Origin of the sequence: Streptomyces sp. NPDC008125 (genome assembly GCF_042957125.1) — a bacterium.
Taxonomy (GTDB): Bacteria; Actinomycetota; Actinomycetes; order Streptomycetales; family Streptomycetaceae; genus Streptomyces.
In genome coordinates this window covers 25,304-50,100 of sequence record NZ_JBIBHR010000031.1, presented here as the reverse complement: position 1 = coordinate 50,100, position 24,797 = coordinate 25,304, and the positions used below count along the sequence as shown (strand labels likewise).

The 24,797-nt window shown below is 73.3% G+C and carries 15 protein-coding genes; 13 read left to right on the top strand and 2 right to left on the bottom strand.

Annotated elements, in window-relative coordinates:
* The 13 genes from ACFZAX_RS33255 to ACFZAX_RS33195 form a co-directional block, all read left to right on the top strand.
* On the top strand, positions 1-414 hold a 414-nt coding region (locus ACFZAX_RS33255; protein WP_390966366.1), incomplete at its 5' end, for a phosphopantetheine-binding protein.
* The gene (locus ACFZAX_RS33250; protein ID WP_390966364.1) at positions 411-1,190 is read left to right on the top strand and encodes an alpha/beta fold hydrolase; all 780 of its coding nucleotides are present in this window, start codon (positions 411-413) and stop codon (positions 1,188-1,190) included. The genes ACFZAX_RS33255 and ACFZAX_RS33250, both read left to right, overlap by 4 nt.
* 56 nt (positions 1,191-1,246) lie before the next feature.
* Positions 1,247-2,281: a TauD/TfdA family dioxygenase gene (locus ACFZAX_RS33245; protein ID WP_390966362.1), complete on the top strand. Its 1,035-nt coding sequence runs from the start codon at positions 1,247-1,249 to the stop codon at positions 2,279-2,281.
* An 8-nt stretch (positions 2,282-2,289) separates the two neighbouring features.
* Positions 2,290-4,170, top strand: a complete 1,881-nt coding sequence (locus tag ACFZAX_RS33240; protein WP_390966361.1) for an amino acid adenylation domain-containing protein — start codon at positions 2,290-2,292, stop codon at positions 4,168-4,170.
* Between the two features lie 68 nt (positions 4,171-4,238).
* The gene (locus ACFZAX_RS33235; protein WP_390966360.1) at positions 4,239-8,057 is read left to right on the top strand and encodes a condensation domain-containing protein; all 3,819 of its coding nucleotides are present in this window, start codon (positions 4,239-4,241) and stop codon (positions 8,055-8,057) included.
* 175 nt (positions 8,058-8,232) lie between these two features.
* A complete protein-coding gene (locus ACFZAX_RS33230) occupies positions 8,233-15,387 on the top strand; it encodes an amino acid adenylation domain-containing protein (RefSeq protein WP_390966359.1) in 7,155 nt (2,384 codons plus the stop codon).
* A complete protein-coding gene (locus ACFZAX_RS33225) occupies positions 15,384-15,599 on the top strand; it encodes an MbtH family NRPS accessory protein (RefSeq protein WP_390966357.1) in 216 nt (71 codons plus the stop codon). Before ACFZAX_RS33230 ends, ACFZAX_RS33225 begins: the two co-directional genes overlap by 4 nt.
* A 265-nt stretch (positions 15,600-15,864) precedes the next feature.
* Positions 15,865-16,281, top strand: coding sequence for a cobalamin-dependent protein (locus tag ACFZAX_RS33220; RefSeq protein ID WP_390966356.1), 417 nt, complete (start codon positions 15,865-15,867; stop codon positions 16,279-16,281).
* Entirely contained in the window at positions 16,278-17,585 is a 1,308-nt protein-coding gene (locus ACFZAX_RS33215; RefSeq protein WP_390966354.1) for a methylaspartate mutase, read from the top strand. The genes ACFZAX_RS33220 and ACFZAX_RS33215 overlap by 4 nt, the downstream gene beginning before the upstream one ends.
* 120 nt (positions 17,586-17,705) lie before the next feature.
* Complete coding sequence (locus tag ACFZAX_RS33210) at positions 17,706-18,710, top strand: amino acid--tRNA ligase-related protein (RefSeq protein ID WP_390966352.1); 1,005 nt, start codon at positions 17,706-17,708, stop codon at positions 18,708-18,710.
* On the top strand, positions 18,707-20,002 hold the full coding sequence (locus tag ACFZAX_RS33205) for a glutamate synthase-related protein (RefSeq protein WP_390966350.1): 1,296 nt from the start codon (positions 18,707-18,709) through the stop codon (positions 20,000-20,002). Before ACFZAX_RS33210 ends, ACFZAX_RS33205 begins: the two co-directional genes overlap by 4 nt.
* Positions 19,999-20,367, top strand: a complete 369-nt coding sequence (locus tag ACFZAX_RS33200; protein WP_390966348.1) for a hypothetical protein — start codon at positions 19,999-20,001, stop codon at positions 20,365-20,367. Before ACFZAX_RS33205 ends, ACFZAX_RS33200 begins: the two co-directional genes overlap by 4 nt.
* A 96-nt stretch (positions 20,368-20,463) precedes the next feature.
* The gene (locus ACFZAX_RS33195) at positions 20,464-21,753 is read left to right on the top strand and encodes an MFS transporter (protein WP_390966346.1); all 1,290 of its coding nucleotides are present in this window, start codon (positions 20,464-20,466) and stop codon (positions 21,751-21,753) included.
* 14 nt (positions 21,754-21,767) lie between these two features.
* Here ACFZAX_RS33195 and ACFZAX_RS33190 read toward each other — a convergent pair whose 3' ends face one another.
* Together ACFZAX_RS33190 and ACFZAX_RS33185 are read right to left on the bottom strand one after the other, a co-directional pair.
* Positions 21,768-21,947 (bottom strand): hypothetical protein, encoded by a 180-nt coding sequence (locus tag ACFZAX_RS33190; RefSeq protein ID WP_390966345.1) that lies wholly within the window; start codon positions 21,945-21,947, stop codon positions 21,768-21,770.
* A 238-nt stretch (positions 21,948-22,185) separates the two neighbouring features.
* Entirely contained in the window at positions 22,186-24,663 is a 2,478-nt protein-coding gene (locus ACFZAX_RS33185; RefSeq protein ID WP_390966344.1) for a glycoside hydrolase family 3 C-terminal domain-containing protein, read from the bottom strand.
* Positions 24,664-24,797 lie beyond the last annotated feature (134 nt).

The window sequence follows — 24,797 nt, the reverse complement described above, 5'->3', positions numbered from 1 at the left end:
GAACACCTCATCCCCACCCACCTCACCACCCTCGACAAACTCCCCCTCACCCCCAACGGCAAAATCGACAAACGCGCCCTCCCCCAACCCGCCGCGGTCGAGTCGGGCGGTCGCGCCCCGCGCAACCCGCTCGAAGAGACCCTCGTCGCCCTCTTCACCCGCGCACTGGGTGTCGACGCCGTGCTGAGCATCGACGACGACTTCTTCCACCACGGCGGCCACTCCCTCCTCGCCGCCCGCCTCACCAACCACATCGCTGTGGCCCTCGACGTCCGGCTCACCGCCCGCGACGTCTTCCAGCACCCCACACCAGCCCGGCTGGCCGCGCACATCAGCGCGCAGCAGACCGCGCCGGCCAAGAAGGCCCGGCCCACCCTCCGCCGTCGCACCGAGACAGAACGGATCACCTCATGACCGCCTCCCCCGCCCCCGAAGACGTCGTCTGGGACCTCCCCGGTGACACCCCGCACAGCCTGTCGCTGCTGGTGCTGCCGCACGCCGGGGGCAACGCCCACGCCTACGGCGGCTGGCGCGAGCACCTGCCGGCCGATGTGCGCCTGCTGATCGGCCAGTACCCGGGACGTGGCGCCCGCTACTGCGAGGACCTGCCGTTGTCCGTGGACGATCTGGCGCAGCCCGTGGTGGACTCGCTGCCGGCCGACACCGGCGAACTGGTGGTGTTCGGGCACAGCATGGGTTCCCTGGTGGCCTTCGAGGTGACCCGTGCCTTGCGGGCCGCCGGGCGCGGCCCGCGCGGGCTGATCGCCTCCGCGTGCCGGGCGCCGGTGCTGCCCAACCAGTGCCCGGTGCACCCGGAGCGGCTGGACGACGACGAGTTGGTCGCCGCCATCAAGGCGCGCGGCGGCACCGACGACGGCATCCTGGACGACCCGGAGTTGCGCGAGATCGTTCTGCCGTCCATCCGGGCCGACTTCGCGATCGACGACGCCTACCGGTGCACCGCCCCGGACACCCGGCTGGACTGCCGGGTCACGGTGTTCGGCGGGGACGCCGACCCGATCGTTCCGCGGGACATGCTTGCCGGGTGGTCGCGGGTGTCCGGCCACGAGGTCCTCCCGCACGTCCTGCCCGGCGACCACTTCTACTTCCAGCAGGACCTCCGCGGCTTCTTCGACCGCCTGATTCCGGTCCTGGACGTCCATCGCGACTCCGCCACCGCGGCCGCGTAACCGCACCGGCCGCCTCCGCACTCCACCGAAACTTCGCTCAGGGAAGAGGAACCACCATGACCGCTCTCGCACAGCTGCCCGCCGCCACCGGTATCGCCGTCGTCCGGGAGCCCGGCAAGCCGGCGATCGTCAGCACACCGGAGTTCGCCACCATGGCGGAGGCCACCGCGTGGCTGGCCTCCCAGCGGCCCGCGATCCAGGCGGAACTGCACCGCTCCGGTGCGGTCATGCTGCGTGGCCTGCCGGTCACCGACGCGACGACGTTCGCCAGGGCGCGGGACGCGCTGATCGCGGAGCGGGCCGGCTACAAGGAGAAGGCGACCCCCCGCACCGACTTCGGGGAGGGCGTGTTCTCCTCGACCGATCTGCCGGCCGTCCAGCCCATCCGGCTCCACAACGAGAACAGCTACACCCTGGACTTCCCCGGCGTGCTGCTCTTCGGCTGTGTCACCGCCCCCGAGACGGGTGGCGCCACCACCGTGGGTGACATGCGCCGGGCCCTGGCCGAGCTGCCGCCGGAGCTGACCGCGCGGTTCGCGGAGGCCGGCTGGCTGCTGGTGCGCAACTACTCCGACCTGGCGGGCATGCCATGGCGCAAGGCGTTCTCCGCCGACCGGCCCGAGGACGCCGAGGAGTACTGCGACGCGCACGCCATCGGCTGCGAATGGCTGGACGAGGAGACCCTGCGTACGCGTCAGAGACGTGCGGCCATCATCACGCACCCGGTGACCGGTGATCGGGTCTGGTTCAACCACTTCGCGTTCTGGAACGCGCGGACTCTCGACGAGGACGTCCGCGACGTGCTGATCGACACCTTCGGTGCGGACGGGCTGCCGTTCAACACCTACCTCGGTGACGGCACCGCACTCACCGACGCCGAGGTGGACGCCGTCAACGAGGTGTACCGGTCGGTGACCGTTCGGGAGACCTGGCGGGCGGGCGATCTGATGCTGGTCGACAACATCCTCTGCGCCCACGGCCGCGAGGCGTTCACCGGTGACCGGAAGATTCTCGTCGCCATGGGTGAGCCGGTGCCGCTGTCCGATTGCTCACCGGCCTCCGCCCCCTCGACCACCCTGTACGGAAAGTGAGCCCCGCCATGACCGCCGTACTCCCGGAGCGCGCCACCGCCCCCGCCATGACCGCCGTACTCCCCGAGCGCGCCACCGCCCCCGCCACGATCCACCCGGCGGCCTGCCCCTGCGACGTGTGCGTCTCGGCCGGGACGGGCGCGGCGGACCTGATGGCCCGGCTCGCCGTCGTACCCGGTGACCGCACCGCCGTCGTCGCCGGCGGCCGGGAACTGAGCTTCGACCAGTTGCGCGAGCGGGCCTCGGCCTTCGCGGCGGGGCTGGCCCTGATCGGCGCCGGGCCGGAAAGCGTCGTCGCCCTGTGCTTGCCGCGCGGCGCCGATCTGGTCACCGCGATCATCGGCACGCTCGCGGCGGGCGCCGCCTACCTGCCGGTCGATCCGGCGCTCCCCGAGGAGCGGCGGCGTGTGCTCGTCGAGGACTCGGGCGCCGAACTGATGGTCGCCGACGGAAGCGGCCCGGAGTTCCCCGGGCTGCGCACCCTGACGCCGGCGGAACTGTCGGCCTCCGCCGGCGGCGCGGGCACCGGCTGGGCGCCGGTGGCGGTCGGCCCGGGCACGCTCGCCTACGTCATCTACACCTCCGGCTCCACGGGCAGGCCCAAGGGTGTGGAGATCGGGCGCGGTGCGGCATCCCTGCTGCTGCGTGAGCTGGAGGAGGCGGGCGCCGCGGCCGGCGCGGGCCGGCGGGTGGGCTGGAACGCCTCGCCGTCGTTCGATGCCTCGGTCCAGCAGTGGGTACGGCTGTCGCGCGGCGACACGCTGGTGATGATCGACGAGGAGACCCGTCGAGACCCCGCCCTGCTGGCCGCCTTCGTCGATGCCCAGGCCCTCACCGATCTCGACATCACCCCGTCCCACGCGGACCCGCTTCTGGACCTGCTCACGCCGGACGGCGGCCCCCGCCCGCTGACCCTGCTCGTCGGGGGCGAGGCGATCGGTCCGGTGCTGTGGGACCGTCTGGTCGCCGCGCACCGTTCCGGTCTGCTGAACGCCGTGAACGTGTACGGCCCCACCGAGTGCACCGTCGACGCGACCGCCGGCTGGATCGACGAGCCGGGCGAACCGCACATCGGGGCGGTGCTCCCGGGTCTGCGGATGCGGCTGCTGGACGAGCGCCTGCTGCCGGTCGGCGCGGGTGGGGCGGGCGAGCTGTATCTGGCGGGTCCCCGGGTCGCACGCGGCTACCGCCGCAGCCCCGGCCTCACCGCCCAGCGTTTCGTCGCGGACCCGTTCGGCGCGCCGGGCGAGCGCATGTACCGCACCGGGGACCGCTGCCGGCTGCTGCCGGACGGCCGTCTCGTGCACCTGGGACGGCTCGACGGCCAGGTGAAGCTGCGTGGCCACCGCATCGAGGTGCAGGAGATCGAGGCGGTCCTGAGCCGGGCCGGTGGCGCCGCCGAGGCAGCCGTGATCCTGGGCGAGGACGCCGGGGGCAACCCGTGCCTGATCGCCTATCACCGGGGCGGGGACGCCGCCGCGTTGCGTGCCGCCGCGGCGTCCACGCTGCCGGCCTACATGACGCCGTCCGCCTTCGTCGCCGTCGACCGGTTCGCGACGACCCCCAGCGGCAAGCTCGACCGCTCCGTCCTGCCGGCCCGGATCGAGGCGGCCGGAACCACCGGGGAGGCGCCGGAGGGCCAGGGCGTCGAGGGGCGGGCCGAGGAGCTGATCGCCCGGGTCTGGGCGCACGTCCTGGGCGCGGCCTCGATCGGCCCCGACGACAACTTCTTCAAGCTGGGCGGCCATTCACTGCTCGCCATCAAGCTGGTCTCCCGCGTCCGGGCCGAGCTCTCGCTGGCCCTGCCGGTGAAGGCGGTCTACGCCCACCCGAAGCTGTGCGACCTCGCCGCCCACATCGAGGAGTTGCTGGCCGCGAAGGATGGCTGAGCGCCGACTCCGCCCCGCCACCGGCCCGTACGTCCACCCGCCCCCGCCCTCACCGAGGAGCAGCAACCGTGATCCCCCTCTCGTACGCCCAGCACCGGCTGTGGTTCCTGAACCGTCTCGAAGGCGCGTCGGCCGCCTACAACGCGCCCGTCGTGCTGCGGCTGGAGGCGGTCCCCGACCGGCCGGCGCTGGAGGCGGCGGTACGTGACGTGGTGGAACGCCACGAGGTGCTCCGCACGGTCTACCTGACCGAGGACGAGGAGCCGTACCAGCACATCGTCGGCGATCCCGACGTGCCGCTGGAGACCGAGGAGTGCGTCGCCGGCGACGACGTGGACGCGCGGGTCACCGCCTTCGTGCGCCTCCCCTTCGACGTCACCCGCGACCTGCCGCTGCGGGCCCGGTTGTTCGCCGTGCACGACGGGACCGCCGTGCTGGTCCTGCTGGTGCACCACATCGCCACCGACGGCTGGTCCGTCAACTGCCTGCTCACCGATCTCGACCGGGCCTACCGGGCCCGCGCCGAGGGCCGCGCCCCCGGATGGGAACCACTGCCCGTCCAGTACGCGGACTACGCGCTGTGGCAGCGGGACATGCTCGGAGATCCCGGCGATCCCGACAGCACGGCCCATGAGCAGCTCGCCCACTGGCGGGCGGAACTGGACGGCGTGCCGGCCGCGACCCGGCTGCCCGCCGACCGCCCCCGCCCCACCGAGCCCAGCCATCGGGGGGCGGTGGTCACCGACCGCCTCGGCGCCGGCGCCCACAAGGCGCTCGCCGGCATCGCCCGCACCCGACGTGCGACGTTCTTCATGACCGCCCGGGCCGCTCTCTGTGTCGCCCTGCGGGCGGCCGGGGCACAGCCGGACGTGGTGGTGGGGACGCCCGTCGCCGGCCGGCCCGAGGAGGACCTGCACGACCTCGTGGGGTTCTTCGTCAACTCGCTCGCCCTGCGTGCCGACCTGTCCGCCGACCCGGACCTCGGCACTCTTCTCGACCAGGTCCGCGAACGGGACCTGGCCGCCATGGCCCACGAGGACCTGCCGTTCGACCTGCTGGTCGAGAACCTCGACCCCGAACGGTCCCTCGGCCTGCACCCCTTCTTCCAGGTGATGCTCACCACGCAGACCGCGCAGGACACCACCTGCCGTCTCGGTGCCGTGTCCGGCACCCTCGACGCCGCGGACCTGGCCACCGCCAAGTTCGATCTGAGTTTCAACTGTGCCGAGACGTACCGCCCGGACGGCGAACCCGACGGAGTACTGCTCGGCCTCCAGTACGCGACGGACCGCTACGACGAGGAGACCGCTCGCCTGCTCCTCACCCTGTTCCGACGCGCGCTGGACGCGTACGCCGAGCAGCCGGCCGGCACACCCGTCAGCCGGACCGGTCTGCTCTCCGGCACGGAGCGCGAGGCTCTCGACCGCCGTCACGAGGCCCTCACCCGGGCCGAGCAGCGGAACGCCGCCACCCCCGGCGAGCCGCGTGACGGCGGGAAGACGCGCACCCGTGCCGCGGCCGACCCCCGCGAGGAGATCCTTCGCGGCCTGTTCGCCGAGGTGCTGGGACGGGACGAGGTGGGGCCCGGCGACAGCTTCTTCAAGCTGGGCGGGCACTCCCTGCTCGCCGGGAAGCTCACCAACCGCATCCGCAAGGCGCTGGGCGTCCAGGCCGCCATCCGCGACATCTTCCTGGCACCCACCCCGGCCGGGCTGCTGCGCCGTCTCGCGGAGCAGGGCGACGGGCCCGTCCGGCCGCAGCTGCGGCCGGTGCCCGCCGCCCTGCGGCCCGAACGGCTGCCGCTGTCCGCCGCGCAGCAGCGGCTCTGGTTCGTCGGCCAGATGGAGGGACCGAGCGCCACCTACAACATCCCGGTGGTGACCCGGCTGCACCACCCGGTCGGCCAAGCCGCCTTCGCCGCCGCCCTCGCCGACGTCGTACGCCGGCACGAGGTGCTGCGCACGGTGCACAGGTCGGCCGGCGGCGAGCCGTACCAGGAGGTGCTGGAGCACGCCGGACCCGTCCTCGAAGTGGTACGGACGGACGGCCCGGACGAACTGCGCGCCGCCGTGGACGCCGCGGCCGGTCATGTCTTCGACCTGGCCGAGGAGATCCCCTTCCGGGCCTGGCTCCTGGAGGACACCGCCGGGGACCAGGTGATGGTGTTGCTGGTGCACCACATCGCCGGTGACGGCTGGTCCACCGGATGCCTCCTGGCCGATCTCGCCGCCGCCTACGCGGCCCGCGCCGAGGGCCGGGCCCCCGGATGGCAGCCGCTGCCCGTCCAGTACGCCGACTACACCCTCTGGCAGCACGAGCTGCTCGACGGCGAACACGGCATCGCCGCCGAACAGCTGGCGTACTGGCGCACCGCCCTCGACGGGATACCGCCGCTGCTCGCGCTGCCCACCGACCGGCCCCGCCTGCCCGAACCTGACGGCAAGGGCGCGCTCGCCCAGTTCGAGGTGGGCGCCGACACCCACCGGGCACTGCTGCGACTGGCCCGGCACCACGGGGCCACCCTGTTCATGGTGGTGCAGGCCGCTCTCGCCGCCCTCCTCACCCGGCATGGCGCGGGCGAGGACCTGGCGATCGGCACCACCGTCGCCGGCCGGGCCGACGAGGCGCTGCACCCGCTCGTCGGGTTCTTCGTCAATACGCTGGTGCTGCGCACCGACTCCTCGGGCGACCCGGCCCTCACCGAGCTGGTGTGCCGGGTTCGCGACGCGGGCCTGGCCGCCTACAGCCACCAGGACCTGCCGTTCGACCGGCTGGTCGAGCACTTGAGTCCGCACCGGTCGACCGCGCACGCGCCGCTCGTGCAGGTGATGCTCCAGGTGAACGCGGCGGGGTCGGACGACGCCCCAGCCGTCCCGTCGGCCCTGGACGGCGAACCGTTGGTCGTGCCGGGCACCGGCGCCAAGTCCGACCTGACCTTCGCGCTCACCGAGACCGTCGGCCCGGACGGGACGCGGACCGGTCTGCGAGGTGTCCTGGAGTACGCGACCGCGTTGTACGACGCGGACACCGCCCGCCTGCTGACCCGGCGTCTCGTCGACACTCTCGAAGCGTTCGCCGAGGACGCCGGGGCTCTGCTCTCCGCCCTGCGCTACGGGGAGCCCGCGCCCGGGGACGGCCCGGCGGTGGTCCTCGACGCGCAGGGGCGTCGCACCGCCGTCCGAGTCCCGGGCGAAGTGCACGAGCCGGCCCCCGGTGGCGGGCTGCTCGCCACCGGGCGGCGCGCCTACCGGAGCGCGGACGGCGCCCTCCGGCCGGTGGCCGTCCACACCGTCCACGGCTATCCGGTCGAGCCCGGTCAGGTGGAGAGCGTCCTCGTCCGGCACCCCGCCGTGACCGGTGCGCGGGCCCTCGTCCGCGACGGCCGGCTCCTCGTCTTCGTCACCTGCGCCCCGGGGGCGCCACCGGCCGAGAGCGCGCTGCTCGGCTGGGCGGCGGAGCGGCTGCCCGAGTACCTGGCTCCGGCCCGGGTGATCCGGACGGCCTGGCTGCCGGCGCCCGGTGAGGACCCGGCCGTCGCGGAGGAGACCGTGCCCGCGCCCGGCGGCGGCACCGACGCCCGGCTGCTCGGTCTCTTCCGCGAGGTTCTGGGCGGCCGTGACATCGGGGCCGGAGACAACTTCTTCAAGTCCGGCGGACACTCGCTGCTGGCGGTGCGTCTGCTGAACCGCATCCGCACCGAATTCGGGCAGGACCTCACCTTGCGGGACGTGTTCCGCAACCCGACGGCAGCGGGCCTCTCGCGACGCCTCGCCGGTGCCGTCGCCGACGCGGTCGAGCCGGAGGACGCGGGGCCCGCCCCGGCGGACCGGCGCAGGGCCGCCCCGGCGCTTCGCCGTCGCACCCGGGCGGGCGCCCGCCGGGGCTGAACGCTCCGCGTGGAGAGCGGGGCGCGGAGCGGCAGCTCCGTGCCCCCGCTTTCTGCCGCTCCGAGCTGCCGGGCCGACTGCCTCGGGAGAAGGCCCCGGGCCCCTAGCGTGAGGGCACGGAGGCGAGAGGAACCGTTCGCCCCGGTCCCTCGCCCCGACAGAAGGAAAGCCCAGGATGCCTCCCATCGGAACGGAAGACCTGCTGGACGGCGGTCCCTCTCCCTCGGCCGCCCCACCGGTGCTCGACCTCATCGCGCATCAGGCGCGCACCCGGCCCGACGCGGTGGCCCTGATCCACGACGGCACCGCCCTGACCTACGGCAGGCTCGCCGACGCCGTACGGGAACGTGCCCGGGCTCTGGCCGACGAGGGCGCCGCCCCCGGCCGCCTGGTCGCCCTGCACCGGCCGCGCGGAATCGACGCCGTCGTCGGCCTCCTCGCCGTCCTCGGCACCGGTGCCGCCTATCTCCCTCTCGACGTCCGGGCCCCCGAGGCCCGTAACGCGGCCGTCCTCGAGGCCTGCTGCGGGAGCGGGGCACCCGCGCCCGCCGAGGTGGCCCGCAGCGGCGAGCTCGTCCTCCCGGGTCCCGGCGCGCCGGCCGGGGCCGCCTACGTGATCTACACGTCCGGGTCCACGGGCACCCCCAACGGTGTCGTCGTCGCCCACGACTCGCTCGCGCACTTCATAGCGGGCGCCACCCCCGCGTACGGCGTCGGTCCCGCCTCCCGTGTCCTGCAGTTCTCCCCTCTCCACTTCGATGCCAGTGTCCAGGAGCTGTTCACCACCCTCGGGGCGGGCGGCACCCTGGTGCTGCGTACGGACGACATGCTCGACGTACGCGATCTGCTCGCCGGCTGCGCAGACCACGGCATCACCCTGCTCGACCTGCCGGCCGCCTACTGGCACGAGCTCGTCCACGTCCTCGCCACCGGCTCGGTCACCCTCCCCGCGTGCCTGGAAACCGTGATCATCTACGGGGAGGCGGCGCTGCCCGAGCGGGTCGCCCAGTGGCGCCGGCTCACCGGCGAACGGGTCCGGCTGCTCAACGCGTACGGACCCACCGAGACCACGGTGGTCGCCACGGTCGCCGACCTCACCCGCCACGGTGACGGGCCCGTCCCCATCGGCCGCCCGCTGCCCGGTGTGCGCGCGGCCGTCGTCTCCGGTGAGCTCTGGCTGCTCGGCGGGGGCCTCTCCCGGGGCTACCTCGGCAACCCCGGGCTGAACGCCCGCCGCTTCACCGAGCTCGGCGGCGAGCGCGCCTACCGCACCGGTGACCTGGTCACCATCGGCGAGGACCGCCAGATCCTGTACCACGGCCGCCTCGACGACGAGGTGAAGATCGGCGGTCAGCGCATCGACCCCGCCGCGGTCGACTCCGTCCTGTCGGGCCACCCGAAGGTCCGCGAGGCCGCCACCGTCGCCCAGCAGGACTCCGACGGCACCAAGCGGCTCGTCGCGTTCGTGGTCACCGAGGGCGGCGTGGGAGCTGAGGAACTGCGCGGTCTGGTGCGGGAGCGCATGCCCGCCGCGGCCGTGCCGGCCGCCGTCTCCGTCGTCGCCGCCCTGCCCCGTACCAGCTCCGGGAAGATCGACCGCAAGACGCTGAGGACCACGGATCCGCGCCTGTCCGTCGTGCACGAGGACCCGCTGCCCGCCGAGGACCGGGTGCTGCTCTCCCACGCCCAGCGGCGGCTGTGGCTGCTCGACCAGCTCGAAGGTCCGTCCTGCGCGTACAACATGCCGATCGTGCTGGAACTCGACGGTGTGCCGGACCGTGCGGCGCTCGCCGCCGCGGTCTTCGACCTCGCCGAACGCCACGAGGTGCTGCGAACCGTCTTCCTCGCCCCCGAGCACGAGCCCTACCAGCACGTCCTGGCACCCTCCACGGTCCGCGCCCGGACCGTCGAGTGCCCGGTCGGCGAACTCCACGCGAGAGTCGCCGAGTTCACCTCGGAGACCTTCGACCTCTCCCGCGAACTTCCGGTGCGCGTCGCACTGTTCGTGCCCGACGGCGAGACCGGTTCCGGACCGGCAGCCGTGCTGGCCGTGCTGCTCCACCATGTCGCGGGGGACGGCTGGTCACTGGCCCCGCTGATGAACGACCTGGCCACCGCGTACGGGGCCCGCGCTCTGGGCCGCGCCCCCGAACAGGATCCGCTTCCCGTCCAGTACGCCGACTACACCCTCTGGCAGAACGACGTCCTCGGCACCGCCGACGACCCGGACTCGGCCGTATCGCGCGGGCTCGCCCACTGGCGGAGCGCGCTCGCCGGTCTGCCCGCCGTCACGGACCTCCCGCTGGACCGCCCCCGCCCCCCTGTACCGGGCCACCGCGGCGGCCTGGTCACCGCACACCTCGGACCGGACGCGCACGCACGCCTCGTCCGGCTCGCCGACTCGCTGGGCGCGAGCATGCTGATGGTCCTCCAGGCGGCCCTCGCCCTGGCCCTGCGCGCGGCCGGCTGCGGCGACCGGGTCGCCGTCGGAACCCCGGTCGCGGGCCGCGACGACGAAGCGCTCGGCGCCCTGGTCGGCTTCTTCGTCAACACCCTCGTCCTGCCGACGGACACCTCCGGCGACCCGTCCTTCACCGAACTGCTGGAACGGGTCCGCGACACCGACCTCGCCGCCTACGCCCACCAGGACATCCCCTTCGACCTGCTGGTCGAGCACCTGAACCCGCCGCGCACTCCCGGTGTGCACCCGCTCTTCCAGACGATGCTCACGCTGCGCGGCGCCGCCCCGGCCGACGTACCCTTCGCCTTCGGGGGGCTGACCGGCGTCTTCAGGGCGGACGGCCCCACGACCACCAAGTTCGACCTCACCGCCGCGTGCGTGGAGCACCGCGGGGCGGACGGCACTCCGGCGGGTCTCGAACTGGGGGTGGAGTACGCGCGGGACGTCTTCGACGAGGCGACCGCCCGCCTTCTCGTGAGCTCCCTGGAGCAGGCCCTGCGCACGGGCGCCGACCGGCCCGGGGCGCCCGTCGCCGACAGCGCGCTGCTCGGCACCGGGGACCGCCGGTCCCTCGACGACCGCCGTGCGCGCACCGCCGTCCGGGCGGCCCGGGAAGCCGCCGCCCGGGCTGCCGCACGGACCGGCGACGGGGCGGACGCGGAACACGTCGAAGCGCTGAGGGAGATGTTCGCCGAGATCCTGGGCCTGGACCGGGTGGGGCCGCACGAGGGGTTCTTCACGATCGGCGGGCACTCCATGAGCGGGGTACGCCTGGCCAACCGGATACGCGCCCGTCTGGGCGCCGACGTCCACGTGCGCGACCTGCTGCTGGCACCGACCCCGGCCGCCCTCGCCCGCCGTATCGCGGACGCCCGCGACTGCGGGGGCGCCGAGCCCGGGACGACGCCCGCGCTGACGGCCCGCACCGCCCGGCCGAAGCGGCTGCCGCTCTCGTACGCGCAGCGCCGGCTCTGGTTCATCGACACGCTCGAAGGCCCCGGCTCCTCCTACAACATCCCGCTGGTGCTGCGTCCCACCGAAGCCTTCGACGCCGAGGTCCTGGCCCTCGCACTGGCCGACCTGACGGAGCGCCACGAGGTGCTGCGTACCCGCTACCCGTCGGTCGGGGGCGAACCGCACCAGGAGGTCCTCGACTCTGCGTGGCCCGTGCTGGACGTCCGGACCGTCCCGGCCGGGCGGTTGCAGGCCGCGGTCGCCGCCGCAGCGGGGCACGTCTTCGACCTCGCCGAGGAGATCCCGCTGCGGGCCTCTCTGCTCGGCCCCGACGACGGCGGCGACCGGCTCCTGGTCCTGGTCGTCCACCACATCGCCGCCGACGGCTGGTCCACCGGCCCTCTCCTGGCCGACCTGGCCACCGCATGCGCCGCCAGGGCCGGGGGCCACGCACCGGACTGGGAGCCGCTTCCCGTCCAGTACGCCGACTACACCCTCTGGCAGCAGGAACTGCTCGACGGCCCGGCCGCCGCGGAGCACCTCGCGTTCTGGGAGCGGGCTCTCGCCGGTGCCCCGCCGGTGCTCCGGCTGCCGGCCGCCCGCCCGCGCCCGGCGGAGGCCACCCACCGGGGCGGCCACGCCCCGCTCACCTTCGACGCGGCCACCCACCGGGCGCTGGAGGAGACGGCCCGGCGCAGCGGCGCCACCCTGCTCATGGTCCTGCAGGCCGCCCTCGCCGCGGTCCTCACCCGCCACGGCGCGGGCACCGATCTGCCGCTGGCCACCATGACGGCGGGCCGCGACGACGAGGCCCTGAGCGATCTGGTCGGCTTCTTCGTCAACACCCTCGTCCTGCGTACCGACACCTCCGGCGACCCGTCCTTCACCGAACTGCTGGAACGGGTCCGCGACACCGACCTCGCCGCCTTCGCCCACCAGGACATTCCCTTCGACCGGATCGTCGAGCATCTCAATCCGGTCCGCAGCACCGCCCACCACCCGCTGGCCCAGATCGTCGTACAGCTCCACCACGACTACACCGCTCGCGTCGGTGACGGCCCGGTGCTGCGGACCGAACCGGCCCCGCTGGAGACGCTGTCCACCAAGTTCGACCTGACTCTGGCCCTGGCGGAGCGACGGGACGGCGAGGGCCGGCCGGCCGGGCTCGCGGGCGGTCTGGAGTACGCCACCGACCTGTTCGACCCCGCGACGGCCGCCCTGCTCGCTGCTCACGTCGAGCGGTTGCTGCGCGTCGCCGCCGAAGATCCCGGGGTGCGCATCGGCGACGTGGACCTGCTCACCGACGCCGAACGGTTCCGGCTGGTCGCGGAGTACAACGACACGGCCACCGTGACGCGGGACCGGGCCACCGTCCACGAGGCGATCGCCCGCCGGGCCGTGCTCGCTCCCGGGGCGCCCGCCCTGATCGGTGAAGGGGAGAGCGTGTCCTACGGCGAACTCGACTCCCGTGCGACCACGTTGTCCGCCCGGCTGGCAGCGGCCGGGGTGCGCGTGGGCGACGTCGTCGGGGTGCTGCTGGAGCGCGGCGTGCCGCTGGTGGTGACGGCACTCGCCGTCCTCAAGTGCGGCGCCGCCTACCTTCCGCTGGACCCGGGGCTGCCCGGGGTCCGCCTCCGCACGATGATCGACGACGCGGGGGTCCGTCTCGTCGCCACGGGTGCTGAACACGCGGGAATGGTGGCGTCGCCCGGACGTCCCGCCCCTTCGGTGCTCCTGATCGACGAGCCCGCCCCGGAGGCCGGGCCGGCGGAGCAGCGGGACGTGGCGGTCGGTGGGGACGATCTGATGTACGTGATGTTCACGTCCGGATCGACCGGCCGCCCCAAGGGTGTGGGCGTCACCCACCGCAATGTGGCGGAGCTCGCCGCGGACCGGGACACCGCGCCCGGCGGTGCCGGCCGGATGCTGGTCCACTCGGCGACCGGGTTCGACGCCTCCGTCTTCGAGATCTGGGTGCCGCTCCTGAACGGCGGCAGTCTGGTGATCATGCGGGGTGACGGCACCGACCTCGCCGAGACCGACCGCACCGTCCGTGAACACGGCGTGACCTCCGCCTACTTCACGGTGGGTCTGTTCCACGTGATGGCCGACGAGGCGCTGGACACGCTCCGGCTGCTGCGCGAGGTGTGGACGGGCGGCGACGTGGCGTCGCCGACGGCCGTCCAGCGGGTCCTGACGCACTGCCCGGACACCGTACTGGTCCACTCGTACGGGCCGACGGAGACGACCTTCGCCTCGCACAACCAGTGGCTCACGGGCGGCCGGAGCTCCCTCGGCGACAGCGGGCTGCATCTGGGCCGTCCGATGGACAACACCCGCAGCCACGTGCTCGACGAGGCGCTGCGGCCCGTTCCGCCGGGGGTGCCGGGCGAGTTGTACATCGCCGGGTCACACGTGGCGCGCGGCTACCTCGGCCGGCCCGACCTGACCGCCGAGCGGTTCCTCCCCGACCCGTTCGAAGCCGACGGCAGCCGGATGTACCGGACGGGCGACCGCGTGGTGTGGACGTCCGACGGCGAGCTGCGGTTCCTGGGCCGCGCGGACGGCCAGGTCAAGCTGCGCGGTGTGCGGATCGAGCCCGGGGAGGTGGAGCACGCGCTCGCCGCCCACCCCTCGGTCGGCCAGGCCCTCGTGGTCGTCCGGGAGGACCGGCCGGGCGATCGGAGCCTCGTCGGGTACGCCGTACCGCGTGCGGGGAGCACGGTCACGGAGGCGGAACTCCTCACCCTGGCCCGCTCCTCCCTGCCCGGACACCTGGTACCTTCCGCGGTGGTCGTCCTGGACGCCCTCCCGCTGACCGTCAACGGCAAGCCGGACCGCCGGGCGCTGCCCGCGCCGGACCGCCCGGCCGCGTCCCACCGTGCGCCGCGCAACGCCCGGGAGGAGGTGCTGTGCGGGCTGTTCGCCGAGATCCTGGGGGTCCCGAGGGTCGGCCTGGACGACAACTTCTTCGCCCTGGGCGGCCATTCGCTGCTCGGCGTACGCCTGGTGAGCCGGGTGCGCTCCGTACTGGGCGTCGACCGGACGGTCCGCGACCTGTTCCGGTCCCCGACACCGGCCGGGCTGCTCGACCCGCACGACCACGACGGCGCCGCGGGTGCCATGGACGTCCTGCTCCCGCTCAGCGACCGCGGCTCCCGGCGCCCGCTGTTCTGCGTACACCCCGGCACCGGGGTCGGCTGGTCCTACGCGGGTCTCACCCGTCACCTCGGCGAGGACCAGCCGCTGTACGCGCTCCAGGCCCGTGCGCTCAGCGAGCCCGGCTACCGCCCGTCCACCGTCGAGGAGATGGCCGACGACTATCTGGAACGCATCCGGCAGGTCCAGCCCTGGGGGCCCTACCGGCTGCTCGGCTGGTCCTTCGGCGGCATCGTCGCCCACACCATGGCCGTGCGGCTGCGCGAGGCCGGCCAGCGGGTCGAACTCCTGGCGCTGATGGACGTGCACCAGACCGGCCCCGGCAGCGTGTCGGTCCTGCCGCCCGAGGAACGGGCGGCGGCCTCCGGCGCGCTCCACGAGGACGACGTACCGGCGGCGGTGGAGCGCGTGCGCCGGGAGGACCCCGTCCTCGGCGGCTTCAGCACCGAAGAGCTGCGAGCCGTGCTGCGCGCCTCCCGGACCCACGCGGCCCTCATGTCCCGGCACACGCCGGGCGTCGCCGGCACCGGTGCGGTCTTCTTCACGGCCCGCAGACCCGGTGAGCCGGAAGGCGCGCTGGCCGCCACCTGGAACGCTTTCCTGGAAGGCGCGGTCGAGAATCACACCGTGGAATTCGGTCATCTGCGGATGGCCGAGGAGGAACCTCTCGCGTACATCGGAAGAATCATCGCGGAGAAACTCTCCGCACTGCAGGGGAAGACCCTGCGGGAAAACGAAACGAGGAGTTATTCATGAGCGACAACGTGAACCCTTTCGACGACTCCGAGGGTGCCTTCCACGTCGTGGTGAACGACGAGGACCAGCACGCCCTGTGGCCCGCGTTCGCCGACGTCCCGGCCGGCTGGACCAGCGTGTGGGGTCCCGGAGAACGCTCCGGTGCGCTGCAGTACATCACCGCCAACTGGACCGACATCCGCCCCCGGAGCCTGGTCGCCCAGTACGCCTGAGGTCCCCTCGTCACCCCGTGCCGCGCCCCGCAGATCCTGCGGGGCGCGGCCCTTTTCGTACGCCTCGCGGGAGACCGCGGTGCCGGCACACCGGAGGCGGGTGGACGAGGAACCGGCGGAGCAGCGAGACGGGAAAGACTCGTGGAACGCCCCCGGAAGGCGACCGGGAGGGAACTTCCGGACCGACCACCGGGCGTGAAACTGCCGCCCGTTTCTGCCGCTCGACTTCCTCCCGGGGGGCATCGGGAGAAATATCGTCGGAGGCATGAAGATACTCCTGAGCGGAACCGCTTCGGACTCCCACACCTGGAACCTCGTATATCTCTGGCTGTTCCTGGAGGAGCGGGGGCACGACGTCGTCACGCTGGGCCCCTGCGTGAGTCCCGGCCTGCTCACGGCCGCCTGCCGTCAGCACACTCCCGACGCGGTCGTGCTCAGCAGCGTCAACGGCCACGGTTACCGGGACGCCCTCGCCGCCGTACGCACGCTGCGCGCCGAACCGGACCTGGCCGCACTGCCGGTGGCCGTCGGCGGCAAGCTCGGCGTCGTCGGCCACGGCCGCGGGTCCGAGGCGGCCGGGCTGCGCGAAGCGGGCTGTGACGCCGTCCTCGGTGACGAGGCCGATGACCTGGAGGCGCTGTGCGCCTTCCTCGCGGGCCGCGCCCGGGCGGCGGCGGCATGAACGACGGCCCGCGTCCCTTCGGCGCGTTCGTCGCGGACTCCGCCGCCGCCGGCCGGCTCGTCGTCCAGCCCCGCATGGGATTCGGCGACCCCGAGGCCATGCGCGCCGGTCTGGCGCGGACCAGGGCCGCCACCGCCACGACCGTCGGCACGCTCACCATCGACAGTTACACCCGCGTCGGCGACCTCGCCGGAGCCCGTGCCGCGCTCGCCGAAGGCACCCGGCTCAACGGCTATCCCCTCGTCACCCACCCGCTCGCCGTCACCCGGGCCCTGCTCGGCGGTCTCCACGACGACGGGTTCCCCGTCCAGGTCCGACACGGTTCGGCCCGCCCGCAGAACATCGTCCGGGCCCTGGTCGCGGCGGGTCTCGACGCGACCGAGGGCGGTCCCGTCTCGTACTGCCTGCCCTACGGCCGCACCCCGCTGCGGGAGTCCGTCACGGCGTGGGCCGAGGGCTGCGAGCTCCTCGCCGCGAGCGCCCGCTCCGGCTCCGTCCCGCATCTGGAAAGCTTCGGCGGCTGCCTGCTGGGCCAGCTGTGCCCGCCCGGGCTGCTCGTCGCCATGAGCGTGCTGGAGTGCCTGTTCTTCGCCCAGCACGGCCTGCGCAGCGTCTCGTTGAGCTACGCGCAACAGACCGACCCGGGGCAGGACGAGGAGGCCGTACGGGCGCTGCGAAGGCTGGCCGGCGAATTCCTGCCGGCCGGTGTGGACCACCACGTCGTCCTCTACACGTACATGGGTGTCTACCCACGCACGGAGCGCGGGGCGACCCGTCTGCTCGAGGCGTCCGCCCGCCTCGCTCTGCGGTCCGGGGCACAGCGGCTCCTCGTCAAGACGACCGCAGAGTCCCGGCGCATCCCCACCGTCGACGAGAACGTCCGTGCCCTGGAGACCGCCGCCGCGGCCGCGGCGCTCGCCGGCCCACCGGACCCGGCCGCCCACGACACCCGGAGCGAGGTCTACGAAGAGGCCCGCACCCTCGTGGAGGCCGTCCTCGGCCTCCACGCCGACCTCGCCCGCGCGCTGCCGATCGCCTTCGAACGCGGCCTGCTCGACGTGCCGTTCTGCCTCCACCCCGACAACGCGGGCCGCTCCCGCGGCGTCATCGGCGCCGACGGCCGCCTCCGCTGGTCGGACACCGGCGCCATGCCGATCCGCCCCGACGCCCCGGACGACCTCACTCCGCTCACTGCCGACGGCCTGCTCACCGCCCTCCACCACATGGCCGTGCGTTACGACCGGGCGCCCCGCGACCCGGTGGCCGTCCGGGCGCCCGACAGCCTGGCACCCCGCCCGACCTGACCGCCCGGCCACTCCCCGACCCGGCCCGCGGCCCTTCCCCGCGGCCCCCGCGCCACGCCCCCTCACCACGGCCCTCCCGCACCAGCTCTCCCGCCACGTCCCACGAACAGGAGCCCTGCCATGGACCACGCCCCGCAGCCGACCGGCCCCGCCCTGCCGCCTCCGCTCGGCGAACACCTGCGCTCCCCGCAACTGCGCGCCGCCATGCTCGTGCAGCAGGAGGTTCTGCAGGCGACCCGCGATCATCTGCGGCAGTCGGGCTTCACCGAGCTGCTGCCCCCGCTCGTCGGCCCCGTCACCGACCCGGGCGGCCGGGGGGCGAAGGCCCTGGACGTCGACTACTACGGGCGCCCGTACAAGCTGATGACCAGCGCCATCCTCTACAAGCAGGCGTCCCTGCGGGGCTTCCCGAAGCTCTTCTACATCGCCCCCAACGTGCGTGTGGAGCCGGAGGAGACGGCCACCACCGGACGCCACCTGGTGGAGTTCCACCAGATCGACGTCGAGATCGCCGGCGCCCGTCGTGAGGACGCTCAGGAGATCGCCGCCGGGCTGCTCACCCACGTCGTCGAGCACGTGTGGACGGCCGTCCCCGACATCCTCACCGGACTCGGGCGCCAGGAAGCCGACTTCGCCGACATCCGCAGCGGCAAGTACGACGTGTGCACCCATCAGGAAGCCGTCTCCCGCCTGCTCGGGGCCGGTCACCCGCAGAGCCCGGACAGCGAGATCGACTGGACCGGCGAACGGCTTCTCTCCCTGGAGAGCGAGCGTCCCTTCTTCATCAACGACTACCCCAAGGGCTCCCGTGGCTTCTACGACCGTGAGGACCCCGACCGTCCCGGAGTTCTGCGCAACTTCGACCTCATAGCCCCGCACGGCTACGGCGAGCTGGTCTCGGGGAGCGAGCGCGAATCGGACTACGCGACCATCGTCACCCGCATGCGTGAGAGCGGGGAGAACCCCGCCAAGTACGCCTGGTACCTGAAGGAAGCGCGTGAGGGCATCCCGGCGAGCGCCGGATTCGGCATGGGTCTGCAGCGCCTGGTCCGCTTCCTCACCGGCCTCGATTCGCTGTGGCAGGTCAGCGCCTACCCGAAGCTCCCCGGGGTGGTGGCCCCGTGAGCGCCCTCACCGCACCCGGCTTCCCGGAAGGGCGGATCCGCGCCCGCGCCCGGCGCGGCACCGCGGAGGTCTTCCCGGACCCCGACTCGTACGGCGCCGAGCTCTTCGGTCCGGCCGCCGGGGCCGCGGCCGGCGACGCACTCGACGGGGCCCGCGTCGCCCCGCCCGTCTTCATGCCCGAACGGCTCGAAAAGCTCATCGACCTCGCCCGCGAGCCGGAGTACGGCGACGTCGACCTGACCACTCGGACCGGCGGCTTCGACGCCTCGCTGCCGCTGTACCTGTCCGCGTTCGGATCCACCCGTGCGGGCAGCGGCGACCTCGCTCTCCACGCCTCGCGCCAGGCAGGCCGGCTCGGCATTCCGATGGTCGTCGGGGAGAACATGGTGCCCGTCCACGGCTACCGGCGCGGCGGGGAGGTCACGCGCTCCGCACTGCTCGACCGTATCGAGGCCTACCTGGACGCCGCGCCCGACGGTGTCGGCGGGGTCGTCGTACAGCAGTCCACCGAGGACGCCGACTCCGAGGTCTGGAACCTCCTCTACAGTGACCCCGCCACCCGTCCGCTGCTCGAATCCGGGCGCCTCGCCTTCGAGTTGAAGACAGGCCAGGGCGCCAAGCCCGGTCTCGGCGGCATGACCGTCGTCTCGGGGGCGGAGGCGGAGCAACTGGCGGGCCGGTTCACCGTCACCGGGCCGTTCGGCGAGGACGACGACCGCCGTCTGAGGTGCGCCACGCCCGGGACCTTCACCGACGAGATCCTGCGCCAGCAACTGCGCTTCATGCGGAACAACTTCCCCAGGGCCCGCACCTGGGTGAAGTTCCACCCGGGACGGGACGTCGCGGACGCCGCCCGTGTCGCCTGGGCCGCCGGAGCCGATGCCGTCACGGTCGACGGCGCCGAGGGCGGCACCGGCTGGGCTCCCCGGGTCTTCCTCGAACAGGTCGGGCTGCCGCTCTCCGAGTGCCTGCGCCGGATCGGCCGCCCCGACGGCTGCCTGCTCGCGAGCGGCGGCATGTGGGAGGGCGGACGCGCCCTGCGCGCCCTCGCCCTCGGCGCCCGGGCCGTCGGGCTGGGCCGCGCCGCCCTGATCGCCGTCGACGAGGACCCCCGACACGGCCTGGAACGCCTCGTCGAGAGCATCGCCCTCGAACTGCGCCTGCTGACCAGCGCCCTCGGCAAGTACGACGTCGCGGCGCTGGACCGCGACGACCTGTGGTGGCCCGACGGTTCCTTCGACGGACGGCTGCCCCTCGCCAGAGGGCAGGCGGTCGCCGGAGCGGCGACGTGACCGCCCGGGCGTACCTCCCGCACGGCCGCACCGTCCGGGCCCGGTTCCTGGTACGGGAGTCGCCCGGTGTCACCGTGGCGGCCCCCGGCGACGGCGCGGGGCGCAGGGAGGGTGACGGCCGGGACACGCTGTTCGACGCGGCCCGCCGCGCCGCCGAGCGCGCCCTCGCCGGAGAAGGACGGGGCTACCTCGGCGGCCATCTGGAGCTGCGCACCCCGGGTGGCTTCCGCGGTGTGCGCGGCCGCCGTTCCCTGCACCACGCCGTGAGCCGCGCGGCGTCCCTGGCCGTCACGGCCTCCCTCCGCGGCGACGACGCCGGCGACGACACCGGCGTCACCGTGCGCGCCCCCCGATTCCCTGCCTGAACCGTCCACCCCTCCCGCGCCCCTCCGCCCCGCCCGAACCGTCCAGCCCGTCCACCCCGGCCGCAGTGCTGTGCGCCCTCTCAGAAAGCCGACCCCATGACAACCAATTCCTCCGCCCCGTCGTCCGACGCGGCCCCCGCACCGGACTGGCGGCGCATCGGCAGCTTCGTCACCGGCCAGGCCGCCGTCCAGTGCGGGAGCTTCGCCCTGATCATCGCCATGAGCTGGACCGCGGTCCAGATAGGTGGGCGGGGCGCCGTCACCGTCGTGATCCTCGCTTCCACGCTGCCGCGCGCCCTGATGCTGCTGTTCGGCGGCGCTCTCGCCGACAGCCTCGGCCCGCGCGCCGTACTGCTGCGGGCCACCGCCACCCGACTCGTCGTTCTCGCCGTCGGCGCCCTGGTCGCCGCGAGCGCCGACAGCCTCTGGCCGCTGATCGCCGTCGCCGTGGTGGAGGGCTCCCTGCTCGGCCTGACCGGCCCCGCCTCCGGCGTCCTGCTGACCGGTCTGGCTCCCCAGGAGCACCTGGGCCGCGCCAACTCCCTGTTCTCCATGGTGATGCGGCTGGCTCCGATCGCCGGTTCACCGCTCGGGGCCTGGCTGGTGGTGGCGGGCAGCCTGTCCCACGTCATGCTCGTCTCGGCCGGCGGATGCGCCGTGTGGCTGTTCTGCGCCTTCCACGTCACCCGCGGCATGGCCCGCCCCGAGCGTCGCTCCGACGCGAGCCCCTCACTGCTGCGCCGTTCCGGCGACGGTCTTCTGCTGCTGGGCTCTCACCCCAGGCTGCGCTGGATGTTCATCGCCTGCTTCTGCATGGACTTCTCCTTCCTGTGGCCGGCCGAAGTCGCCCTGCCGCTGCGGGTCTCCGGCGAGGGATGGGGCATCGGCACCGTCGCGGCGGCCCTGACCGCCTTCAGCGCGGGCGCCCTGGCATCGGCCGCGGTGGGCGCCGCGCTTGCCCACCGCATCCCGGTCCCGGTCAAGCTCATGGTCACCGGCACCGGGCTCGCCGTGGGCCTGGGCTCCATGGCGCTGGTCTCCTCACCGGCCCTGCTGGCCGTCACGGCGTGCGCCGCCGGTCTCTTCTCCGGACTGAACGGCCCGGCTCTGGTCACGGCCTACCAACAGGCGGTCCCCGAAGGCCGGCTGGGAGCCGCGATGTCCACCTTCTCCCTCTCCAGCATCGGGGCCGCGCCCCTCTCGCTCGCCTTCTTCAGCGCGCTGTCCACGCCGCTGGGCGTGACCGGGACCTGGTTGCTCTGTGCAGCCGTCGCCCTGTTCTCGCCGGTGGCCGCCACCCTCGCCCTGCGCTCCCCCGTGACACGGAAGGCCCCCGGCACGGCGGAGGTCTCCGTCGCCGCCGAGCCCACGGCCACAGCCGTGTGAGACGGACACCCGCCTCAGCGCAGGCGCAGCGTCACTTCGGCGACGTTCTGGTCGTCGAAGGTGACGCTGAACGTCTTCCGGGTGCCGGATCCGCAGGCCTGGAACTCCCGGGTCCCGCCCGCGGCCGGGCCGATACGGACGACAGCGCATTTGCCGTCCGTACAGGTGTCATCGACCCACCCGTAGACCTTCACGTCGCCCCTGTCGCAGGCGAGAGTCCACTGCGCCTCGGCGCCGTCGATCCTGGGGTGGCGGCCGGAGGGGCAGCGGTCGGCGTTTGCCGTCGCGCCGGTGGCGACGACGAGGCCGGCGGCGAGGACGCAGCTGAAGGCGGCGCAGGCCAGGGTTTTGGAAAGCGAGGGTTTTGGAAAGCGGGTGTTGCGGTCTTTTTTGATAGGTGGACGACGTCACGAGGTACGTCGTCGAGTGAGGTCAGCCGATGGTGACGCTTCGCTGTGCTGTCAGGTGGCGGGACGAGCTTGCCGTGGCAAAGGTGTACAGGCCCGGGCCGAGGGTCCAGCCGCTCGACTGCCAGCTGGACAGGTCTTCCTGCGGGATGGTGAAGGTCAGCCGCCGGGAACCCGCCGCGTCGAGCGTGAGCTTGCGGAAGGCGACCAGGCGGCGGGGTTCCGCTGCTGCCGCCCCCGGCAGGGTGGCGTAGATCTGGACGACTTCCGTGCCCTTGCGCGGCCCTGTGTTGGTGACCGACACGGAGAGGCTGACGTGTCTGTTCGCGCGGTCGTAGGCGACTTCCAGGGAACCGTGGGCGAAGGATGTGTAGGAGAGGCCGTGGCCGAAGGCGAAGCGTGGTTGCTGGCCTGCGGCGTCGTAGTAGCGGTACCCGACGGAGATGCCCTCGTCGTAGGTGACCGTGCCGTTCGTGCCCGGGTAGGTTGCGCCGGTGGTGCCGGGTCCCTGGGAGGCGTCGGTGGGGAAGGTGACGGGAAGGCGGCCGGAGGGATCGCTGTCGCCGAAGAGGACGGCGGTGAGGGCGGTGCCCATGCCCCGGCCCCCGTACCAGAGCTGTATGACGGCTTCCACCTCGTTCAGCCAGGGGGTGGCCACGGGGCCGTCGGTATTGAGGACGACGATCGTGCGCGGGTTCGCGGCTGCCACGGCGCTGATGAGCTGGTTCTGGTCGCCCGGCAGGTCGAGTTGTGCGTGGTCCATGGCCTCGCCGGCGACCCGGTTGACGAAGACGACGGCGGCGTCGGCCGCTCGTGCCGCCGTGGCGGCTGCGGGGATGAGGGAGTCGGGCTGCCAGCCCAGGGTCAAGCCGCAGGTGCCGGTTTCGGCGGGGGCGTTGGTATAGGTCAGTTCGACGCTCACCGGGCGGCCCGCGGTGAGGCGGGTGGTCCCTTGGAGCGGGTAGTCGAACGGTCCGAGGAAGAAACGTCGCATCTGGCGGGTGCCGGAGACCACCGTGGCCCCGTTGATCTTCAGGGTGGCCGTACCGGCGGGGAGCAGGGAGAAGCGGTGGAGGCCGGTGGTGGTCGGCAGGAGGGTGCCTGTCCACTTCACCGACCAGACGGCGGGCAGATTCGGAGCGGGGGTGGTGGTGAAGTCGACCCCCGCGTCGGTCCTGGTCAGTAGCGGAGTCCCGCTGAGGTCGGCGCCCGCGAAGTAGGCCGCGGTCAGGCCGGCCGCGCCCGCGTTGTCGCGCAACACCGTCGTGGGGACCGTGGTCAGGGGAAGGTCGCCCTTGGTGCCCTGCGCATGAGTGACCGTGACGGTGCTTCCGGCGCGGTCACGGATGGACTGGAGGGGGGTGGTCCAGGTTCCGGGATCGACGTAGCTGGATCCGCCGACTCCGGTCAGGGCGTCGGTGCCGGCGGGGCCGATGACGGCCAGCGACCTCACCGAGGCGGTCAGCGGAAGGGCGGAGGAACGGTTGGCGAGCAGGACCGTGGAGGAGATCACGGCCTCATGGGCAAGGTCCCGGTGGGCCTGTGTGCTGACGTCTGCGGCAGGGACAGGAACGGGGCTGTCGAAGAGGCCGTTCGCGAACATGGTGACGAGGATGCGGCGAGCGGCGTCGTCGAGCCGCGCGGCCGGGATCGCCCCTCCCGTAAGGCCGCCCTCGGGAACCGTCACCGCGCCGGTGCCGAGTCCGGCGAGGTCCATGCCCGCCCGGGCGGCGGCGACCTGGTCGTCGCCGGCCCAGAAGTCCGGCACCGTGTACCCCTGGAAGCCGAGACCCGTCTTGAGATCGTTGAACAGCGCAGGGTTCTGCGTCGCGAAGACGCCGTTGACCTTGGGGTAGGCCATCATCACCGACGTGGTCGGCGCGGCGGCGACCACGTGGCGGAAGGGCGCCTCGTAGATCTCGTGCAGGGCACGATCGGACACCCTGGTGTCGGTGAAGAACCGGTTGGTCTCCTGCGTGTAGGCGGCGAAGTGCTTCACGGTGGCGACCACCTGCCGGCTCTGCAAGCCGACCGTGGCAGCCGCGCCCAGCCGGCCGGCGAGCAGAGGGTCTTCTCCCATGCCCTCGGACTGGCGTCCGGAGTGCCAGGTGCGCGTCACATCGACGGTCGGTCCCAGTACGTTGTTGTAGCCCTTGCCCCTGCCCTCGGCACCGATCGCTTCTCCGACGCGCCCGACGAGGTCCTCGTCGAAGGTCGCCGCCTGAGCGACCGGAACGGGAAAGGCCGTCACCCCCTTTTCCCCCCGGAGGCCGGCGGACCCGTCGACCATGGTCAAGGCGGGGATGCCCAGGTGGGCGACGGCCGCGAAGTCGCAGCGCACGAGCGCCTCCTTCTCGGTCGCCGTCATCCTGGCCAGCAGGGCGTCGGCCCGGTCCTGCGTGGCGGAGTCCGTCACGCCTACGGCCTGGCCGCCCATGACCGGGACCATGGCAGCGGCCAACGCGGTGAAGGTGGCGGCAGAGAGGAATCGTCTTCTGTTCACAGCGGCTCTCCGGATACCTATGGACGGCTGCTCCGCATTCCGTCACGGGGAAAATGGGGGCCACTCAGGATGTCAGGATCCCGAGTGGCCTCCGGCTGGCGGGAACAGCATGGAATTCATGCGTCGCACGCATG

What these genes read in the sequence shown, in the direction of transcription:
- ACFZAX_RS33250 (WP_390966364.1), top strand. Translation starts at nt 411, where the DNA reads ATGACCGCCTCCCCCGCCCCCGAAGACGTCGTCTGGGACCTCCCCGGT.
- ACFZAX_RS33245 (WP_390966362.1), top strand. Translation starts at nt 1,247, where the DNA reads ATGACCGCTCTCGCACAGCTGCCCGCCGCCACCGGTATCGCCGTCGTC.
- ACFZAX_RS33240 (WP_390966361.1), top strand. Translation starts at nt 2,290, where the DNA reads ATGACCGCCGTACTCCCGGAGCGCGCCACCGCCCCCGCCATGACCGCC.
- ACFZAX_RS33230 (WP_390966359.1), top strand. Translation starts at nt 8,233, where the DNA reads ATGCCTCCCATCGGAACGGAAGACCTGCTGGACGGCGGTCCCTCTCCC.
- ACFZAX_RS33225 (WP_390966357.1), top strand. Translation starts at nt 15,384, where the DNA reads ATGAGCGACAACGTGAACCCTTTCGACGACTCCGAGGGTGCCTTCCAC.
- ACFZAX_RS33220 (WP_390966356.1), top strand. Translation starts at nt 15,865, where the DNA reads ATGAAGATACTCCTGAGCGGAACCGCTTCGGACTCCCACACCTGGAAC.
- ACFZAX_RS33215 (WP_390966354.1), top strand. Translation starts at nt 16,278, where the DNA reads ATGAACGACGGCCCGCGTCCCTTCGGCGCGTTCGTCGCGGACTCCGCC.
- ACFZAX_RS33210 (WP_390966352.1), top strand. Translation starts at nt 17,706, where the DNA reads ATGGACCACGCCCCGCAGCCGACCGGCCCCGCCCTGCCGCCTCCGCTC.
- ACFZAX_RS33195 (WP_390966346.1), top strand. Translation starts at nt 20,464, where the DNA reads ATGACAACCAATTCCTCCGCCCCGTCGTCCGACGCGGCCCCCGCACCG.